The organism is Bradyrhizobium sp. (assembly GCF_004799405.1).
GTDB lineage: Bacteria > Pseudomonadota > Alphaproteobacteria > Rhizobiales > Xanthobacteraceae > Bradyrhizobium.
Genome location: NZ_SSMW01000079.1, coordinates 1 through 6,617, shown reverse-complemented (window position 1 = coordinate 6,617; position 6,617 = coordinate 1). Strand labels below are relative to the sequence as shown.

Here is a 6,617-nt window from a genome sequence, read left to right as displayed (position 1 = left end):
GATGATTGAACCGAGAAGCCGCGGCGTACTGGATGCCCCGCTTTCGCGGAGCATGACGGCTTCATTTGGAGCTGCACCGTGCACTCAATCAACGCGTCGTCCCTGCGAACGCAGGGACCCATAACCCCAGGACGTGAGGTTAGGCGAAAGTCGTTGAACAGCGTTTTTCACAACAAGCGACGCGGCGTATGGGTTCCTGCTTTCGCAGGAACGACGTTGAGAAGCAGGAACGACGATGGCAGATTTACTCCGTCGCCTGCAGCCATTCCGCAGCACCTCGCCAAAGCGAGTCGCGATGCTCAGGACGAAACAAGCCAAAATGACCGATACTCGCCGCGCCGACGTCGGCCGGCGCAACCGTCAGGATTTCCGGCTTGGCCGAGACGTATCCCGAACACAGAAGTTCGACCGCGGGTTTCGTCGCCCAAGGATCGTCGGCAAGGCACAGCGCGCGCATCGCGCCCTTGTAGCGCGGAAAATTCTGCAGCGCCGCGAGATTGCGATCGTCGAACAGGTAGCGCGGGCTCATGACCCAGCCGGCCCATTGCTCGAACACGCCTTTCGGCAAGTCCTCGCCAAGGCCGCTCCAGCCCGGCGCATAGCCGAGGATCCGGGTGAGGGGCAGGCCAATCAGGTTCAGCATGGCATAGACGCGGTAGCGTTCGGGCGAGGCCATCAGCTTCCAGTATCCGGCTTGCGCCGCGATCAACAGCGCGCGCGCGACTTCGGTGTTGTTGGCAAGCAGTCCCAGCGCCTGGCCGCCGAAGGAGTGGCCGACATAGCCGAGCGGCAGGTCCTTGTAACGCTCGCGCATCCAGGCAACCGCGGCGGTGGCATCGAGTGCCGCCCAATCCGACATCGAGGCCTTGAAGCCGACCAGCGAGCGCGGCTGGTTGTAGCCGGTCAGCGATTTCTGCCTGGAATCGCCGATGCCGCGATAGTCGTAGGTCAAAACCGCGCATCCGCGCCGCGCCAGGTAGCTGGCAAAGCCCTTGTAGATCTTGCGCGGCACCGCGGTGGCCGAATTGATCAGGACGGCGTTGCGCTTGGCCCCCCGCGGCAAAAACAGGGTCGCCCCGAGCAAATATCCGTCCGCAGCGGGGAAGGTAATGTCATCGATGAAAACGTCGTCCAGCGCCGCTTCCGCCACCGCGATTTCCTCCGGGTCTTCGCATTGGCTCCAGCAAATGCGAATTCGGTTTTTGCCGCAAGAGCTTGTCTCAAAAGGCTGAAATCCAACTGGCGGTCCGTCCTGCGCCTGTGTATAACCCGGCCCGCGCTACCACCGGGGTCGGCGACGTTCGCCGGCGCCTTAGCCAAGGCGGGTAAGTGGCGGTTTTTGCTCAGGAGTTAACGTCATGTCCGAGCGGTGGACACCCGAAAGCTGGCGCGCCAAGCCGGTGCTGCAAGTACCCGATTATCCCGATGCCAAGGCATTGGCCGATGTCGAGGCGCAGCTCGCCACCTTTCCGCCGCTGGTTTTTGCAGGCGAGGCCCGCAACCTGAAAAAGGCGCTTGCGCGCGTAGCCGCAGGCGAGGCCTTCCTCCTGCAGGGCGGCGACTGCGCCGAGAGCTTCGCCGAGCATGGCGCCAACAACATCCGCGATTTCTTCCGCGTGCTGCTGCAGATGGCGGTGGTTTTGACCTATGCCGGCGCGCTGCCGGTGGTCAAGGTCGGCCGCATCGCCGGCCAGTTCGCCAAGCCGCGGTCCTCGCCGATGGAGACGATCGACGGCGTCGAACTGCCGAGCTACCGCGGCGACATCGTCAACGATATCGCGTTCACGGCGCAATCACGCACCCCCGACCCGCAGCGCCAGTTGATGGCGTATCGCCAGTCGGCGGCGACGCTCAATCTGTTGCGCGCGTTCGCGACCGGCGGCTTCGCCAATCTCGGTAGCGTGCACCAGTGGATGCTGGGTTTTTTGAAGGATTCCCAGCAGTCGCGCCGTTACAAGGAGCTGGCGGATCGCATTTCGGATGCGCTCAACTTCATGCGCGCCTGCGGCCTCGATCTCGAGAGCCATCCCGAACTGCGCGCCACCGACATCTACACCAGTCATGAAGCGCTGCTGCTTGGCTACGAACAGGCCTTCACCCGGGTCGATTCCACCACCGGTGACTGGTATGCGACCTCAGGCCATATGATCTGGATCGGCGACCGCACCCGCCAGCTCGATCACGGCCACGTCGAATATTTCCGCGGCATCAAGAATCCGGTCGGGTTGAAATGCGGTCCATCGCTCAAAGCCGATGAATTGCTGCGCCTGATCGACGTGCTCAACCCCGACAATGAGCCCGGACGCCTGACGCTGATCACCCGCTTCGGTTCGGACAAGGTCGCCGATCACCTGCCCCAGTTGATCCGCGCCGTGCAGCGCGAGGGCCGTGTGGTGGTCTGGTCGTGCGATCCGATGCACGGCAACACCATTTCCTCCAACAGCGGCTACAAGACCCGCCCGTTCGACCGCATCCTGTCCGAGGTGAAGTCATTCTTCACCATCCATGCGGCGGAGGGCACCCATGCCGGCGGCGTCCATCTAGAAATGACCGGCCAGGACGTGACCGAATGCATCGGCGGCGCGCGCGCCATTACTTACGAGAATCTCAGCGACCGCTATCACACCGTCTGCGATCCCCGTCTCAATGCCGAGCAGTCGATCGACATGGCGTTCCTGATCGCCGAATTGCTCAAGCAGGAGCGCGGAGGCAAGGTCAAGCCGATGCCGGTCGCGGCGGGACTGTGAGTTGCTGCGGTTCTGGCGGGCCACGATCAATACGCGCAATGGTCTCGCTTTCGCGATCCGTTCCGAGCAGGCCATTCGCGAAGAGCTGATTGCGCTCGCCCTGTCGTTGCCGCTGGCGTGGCTGATCGGCGCGACCACCATGCGCCGTGTCGAGCTCATCGCCACGGTCGCTCTGGTGCTGGTGGTCGAACTGCTCAACACCGCGATCGAGAAGCTCTCCGACCGGCTGACCACCGATCACGATCCGCAGATCGGACGGGTCAAGGACATGGGCTCCGCGGCGGTGGGCGTCTCCCTGGTCATGGCCGGCCTGTTCTGGCTGTTTGCTATCGCCGAACGCATGGGCGCGATCTAAAGCATGCATTTGCAGTTTGGCCGCACCCAAGGCACCATCGCGCCATGACCGAACGCGCCGAACAATTTACCATTACGCTGGCCCAGTTGAACCCGACGGTGGGCGATGTCGCCGGCAACGCCGCCAAGACGCGCGCCGCGCGGGCGCGGGCCAGGGCCGACGGCGCCGATCTGGTGGTGCTGCCTGAATTGTTCATTGCCGGCTATCCGCCGGAGGACCTGGTTTTGAAGCCGGCGTTCCAGTCGGCCTGCCGTACCGCCATCGAGGAGCTCGCGCGCGAGACTTCCGACGGCGGCCCGGCTGTGCTGATCGGCAGTCCGTGGGTCGAGGACGGCAAGCTGTACAATGCCTGCGCCCTGCTGGACGAGGGCCGCATCGCGGCGATCCGGTTCAAGGCCAATCTGCCGAACTACGGCGTATTCGATGAAAAGCGCCTGTTCGCGCGCGGGCCCGCCGCCGGCCCCGTCACCATCCGCGGCATCCGGGTCGGCGTTCCCATTTGCGAGGACATCTGGCTTGAGGAATCCGAGGACTACGAAAACGTTGTCGAATGTCTCGCCGAGACCGGCGCTGAAATACTGATCGTGCCCAACGGCTCGCCTTACGCGCGCGACAAGAACGACCTGCGGCTGTCGATCGCGGTGGCGCGCGTCACCGAAAGCGGGTTGCCGCTGGTCTATCTCAACCAGGTCGGCGGCCAGGACGAACTGGTGTTCGACGGCGCCTCGTTTGCGCTCAATGGCGATCTTTCGGTGGCGGCGCAATTGCCGGCCTTCGTCGAAGACATCGCGACATTGCGCTGGACACGAAGCGAAGCCGGCTGGCGCTGCAACGGGCCGGTTGCGCCTGTCGTCGAAGGCGACAAGGGCGACTATGCCGCCTGCGTGCTGGGCTTGCGCGACTATGTCGGCAAAAACGGGTTTCCGGGCGTGCTGTTGGGGATATCCGGCGGCATCGACTCGGCGCTTTGCGCGGCGATTGCGGTTGACGCGCTGGGGGCGGAGCGTGTCCGCGGCGTGATGCTGCCGTTCCGTTTCACCGCGCAAGTGTCGCTCGACGACGCAGCGCAGCTCGCAGGCGAACTCGGCATCCGCTACGAGGTGCTACCGATCGCGCGGGCCGTGAACGGCTTCGAGGAGATCTTGTCCGATACGTTCGCGGGGTTGCCGCGCGACATAACCGAAGAGAACCTGCAGGCCCGCACCCGCGGCACGCTGTTGATGGCGATCTCCAACAAAACCGGCGCGATGGTGGTCACCACCGGCAACAAGTCGGAAATGTCGGTCGGCTACGCCACGATCTATGGCGACATGAACGGCGGCTTCAATCCGATCAAGGATATCTACAAGACCGAAGTGTTCCGGCTCTCGTCTCTGCGCAATTCATGGAAGCCGGCCGGCGCGCTCGGCCCATCGGGCGAAGTCATTCCGGTCAACATCATCACCCGGCCGCCGACCGCGGAACTGCGCGAAAACCAGACCGACCAGGATTCGCTGCCGCCTTACGACATGCTCGACGCCATCCTCGAACGGCTGGTGGAGCGCGAACAGCCGCTGGCATCGATCGTGGCCGATGGCTTCGATCGCGAGGTGGTGGCACGGATCGACCGGCTGCTCAACATCGCCGAATACAAGCGCCGGCAGGCCGCGCCGGGCGTCAAGGTCACGCAAAAGAATTTCGGCCGCGACCGTCGTTATCCCATCACCAACCGGTTTCGCGACATGGGAAAGCCGCTGCCCGAACCCGACGAGACCCTGATATCGCGCGCGGCCCGCGGATCGGCGGAAGCGTTCGACGGATAGTTTTGCGACTATTTGGCCGGGATAAAAGTCGGCCCGACCGTGCGAATCGGTTTGTCCCCGGCGGTGCCGGTGGAAGCATCCGCGGGCGTCGGCGCATCGGGCGGCGGCGTGCTGGCTGTGGTGGCGGGCGGAGCCGCCCCCTTCTTGGCAGGCGCCTTCGGGGTTGGCGCCCGCGACATTTTCTTGGCGCTCTCTTCGGTGACGATGATGTCGCCCTGCTGCTCGGCGGCGGCCTTGTCGTCGATGGTTTTCAGCGCGTCGGACCAGGTCTGCCCGGCGGCCTTGCAGGCGCATGACGGGTTGAACTCGGTGCGATATTTGAACGCATTGGGCGAAGCCGAATAGGGCTGGCCGTTGATCGAGACAGCCGAGTTCATGTCCTCGCCGGGGTTGCGATAGGCGAACAGGGTTGCTTCCGCCGCCGGGCAAAGGCTCTTGCAGGTCTTCTCGTCGTCGGGAAACCGGGCCGGCAAGGTGGCAAACGAAATCGGGAAGTAGAAACCGTCGCAGGTGCGCACGCAGACGGTGCGGTAGGTTCCGGACTGTGGACCTACATCGGAACCGGGTACGTCCGTGCTGTTGCCGAACAGGTTGTTGAGGAAGTTGCCGGGGCCGCTGCGGACGGCGTTGGCATATTGCGGCCCGCAATTATTCTGCGCGAGCGCGATGAGAACCGAGCGGCGCTGATTGTCGCGATCGGGGCCGCCGAGGCCGCCGGTGCGCAGCCGCTCGAGGTTTGTCGTGATCTGATCGAGATTGGCGCGCATCTGCTGAATCTGGTTATTGACCGGACCGCATTGTGCGGAGCGGCCGGAGAACAGCGTGAAAAATCCGGAACTGTCGCAGCCCATGCGTCTCGCCTGCGAGGTGACGCGATCGAGCTCGCCTTGCTGCTTGGTCGCGGCATCCTGGTAGCGCCTGATCTGGTCGTCCTTTGCAGGGTCACCGCTGCCGCCGTGGTCGATGGTGGCCAGTTGCGCTTCCAGCCGCGGGCACATCGGATTGACGGTCGCCCCTGACGGCGGCGGTGGCGCCGCCTGCGGATTCATTTGCGCCCGGGCGTCAACGCTCAGCGCGAGGCCGCCGAGCAGCACGGCGCAGGCTAGAATCCATCTGGAGCAGGGGGTAAGCAACGTTTCAGGCATATCCGGCCATTACAACGATTCCGCGCCCGATTCGGAAACCAAGGATCTTGGAAACCGGAAGGCGCGGCCGACGCGGCTTCCCATACAAGCTTCTCGGGGCAGCGTCACGTCGTTTCCGGGGCGCCGGTGTGGCGGGATGGCCTTCGGCGGCCGGAGGCTTCAGCGCTGACAGGTAATGGCGACGAATTCGTTGCAGCCGGCGTGATGGCAGTTGCCGCCGACTTCTTTGGGAACCGACCCCGTGACTTCATCCGGATCGACGCGCCGGTAGGACAAAGCCTCGGCGAACTGGCGCGACTGGCAATATGATTGGGCGGCATGGGCGCCGCATTTCTCGCCCTTGGCAAGGCACTGGTCGACGCCATAGCCGTCGGCCTCGTTGGCGACGATGAAAACGCGGCTGTCGGCGAAAGCGGCCGACGCGGCGAAGATGAACAAGCCGGCCAAAAGTCCGGAAATGGATCGCATGATGCACCCGGGAATGAGGAAATCGCCCCAATCGATAAACGCAAAATGTTAAGGATGATTAACCCTGGTTGCCGGGGCGGTTTCGTGACCCAAATCGGCC

The 6,617-nt window shown here is 63.9% G+C and carries 6 protein-coding genes; 3 read left to right on the top strand and 3 right to left on the bottom strand.

The features are described from left to right. Positions 1–244: 244 nt before the first annotated feature. Positions 245–1,150 carry an alpha/beta fold hydrolase gene (locus tag E7813_RS12230; RefSeq protein ID WP_291574192.1) on the bottom strand — a complete coding sequence of 302 codons (906 nt, stop codon included), beginning with the start codon at positions 1,148–1,150 and terminating at the stop codon, positions 245–247. Positions 1,151–1,358: 208 nt separating this feature from the next. Between E7813_RS12230 and E7813_RS12225 the strand changes: the two genes are divergently transcribed. Genes E7813_RS12225 through E7813_RS12215 form a run of 3 tightly spaced genes read left to right on the top strand, consistent with a single transcriptional unit; the run spans position 1,359 to position 4,904 of the window. Next, positions 1,359–2,747 carry a class II 3-deoxy-7-phosphoheptulonate synthase gene (locus E7813_RS12225; protein WP_291574190.1) on the top strand — a complete coding sequence of 463 codons (1,389 nt, stop codon included), beginning with the start codon at positions 1,359–1,361 and terminating at the stop codon, positions 2,745–2,747. A gap of 1 nt (position 2,748) precedes the next feature. Further along, positions 2,749–3,102, top strand: a complete 354-nt coding sequence (locus E7813_RS12220) for a diacylglycerol kinase (protein WP_291574189.1) — start codon at positions 2,749–2,751, stop codon at positions 3,100–3,102. Positions 3,103–3,146: 44 nt separating this feature from the next. After that, entirely contained in the window at positions 3,147–4,904 is a 1,758-nt protein-coding gene (locus E7813_RS12215; RefSeq protein WP_291574187.1) for an NAD+ synthase, read from the top strand. An 8-nt stretch (positions 4,905–4,912) separates the two neighbouring features. Here E7813_RS12215 and E7813_RS12210 read toward each other — a convergent pair whose 3' ends face one another. Then, complete coding sequence (locus tag E7813_RS12210) at positions 4,913–6,049, bottom strand: DUF2865 domain-containing protein (RefSeq protein ID WP_291574185.1); 1,137 nt, start codon at positions 6,047–6,049, stop codon at positions 4,913–4,915. A gap of 159 nt (positions 6,050–6,208) precedes the next feature. After that, complete coding sequence (locus E7813_RS12205; RefSeq protein WP_291574183.1) at positions 6,209–6,517, bottom strand: hypothetical protein; 309 nt, start codon at positions 6,515–6,517, stop codon at positions 6,209–6,211. Positions 6,518–6,617: the final 100 nt, after the last annotated feature.

Bases quoted from the DNA above. Each gene is read 5' to 3' on its own strand.
- E7813_RS12215 (WP_291574187.1), top strand. From the start codon at position 3,147: ATGACCGAACGCGCCGAACAATTTACCATTACGCTGGCCCAGTTGAAC.
- E7813_RS12210 (WP_291574185.1), bottom strand. From the start codon at position 6,049: ATGCCTGAAACGTTGCTTACCCCCTGCTCCAGATGGATTCTAGCCTGC.
- E7813_RS12205 (WP_291574183.1), bottom strand. From the start codon at position 6,517: ATGCGATCCATTTCCGGACTTTTGGCCGGCTTGTTCATCTTCGCCGCG.
- E7813_RS12225 (WP_291574190.1), top strand. From the start codon at position 1,359: ATGTCCGAGCGGTGGACACCCGAAAGCTGGCGCGCCAAGCCGGTGCTG.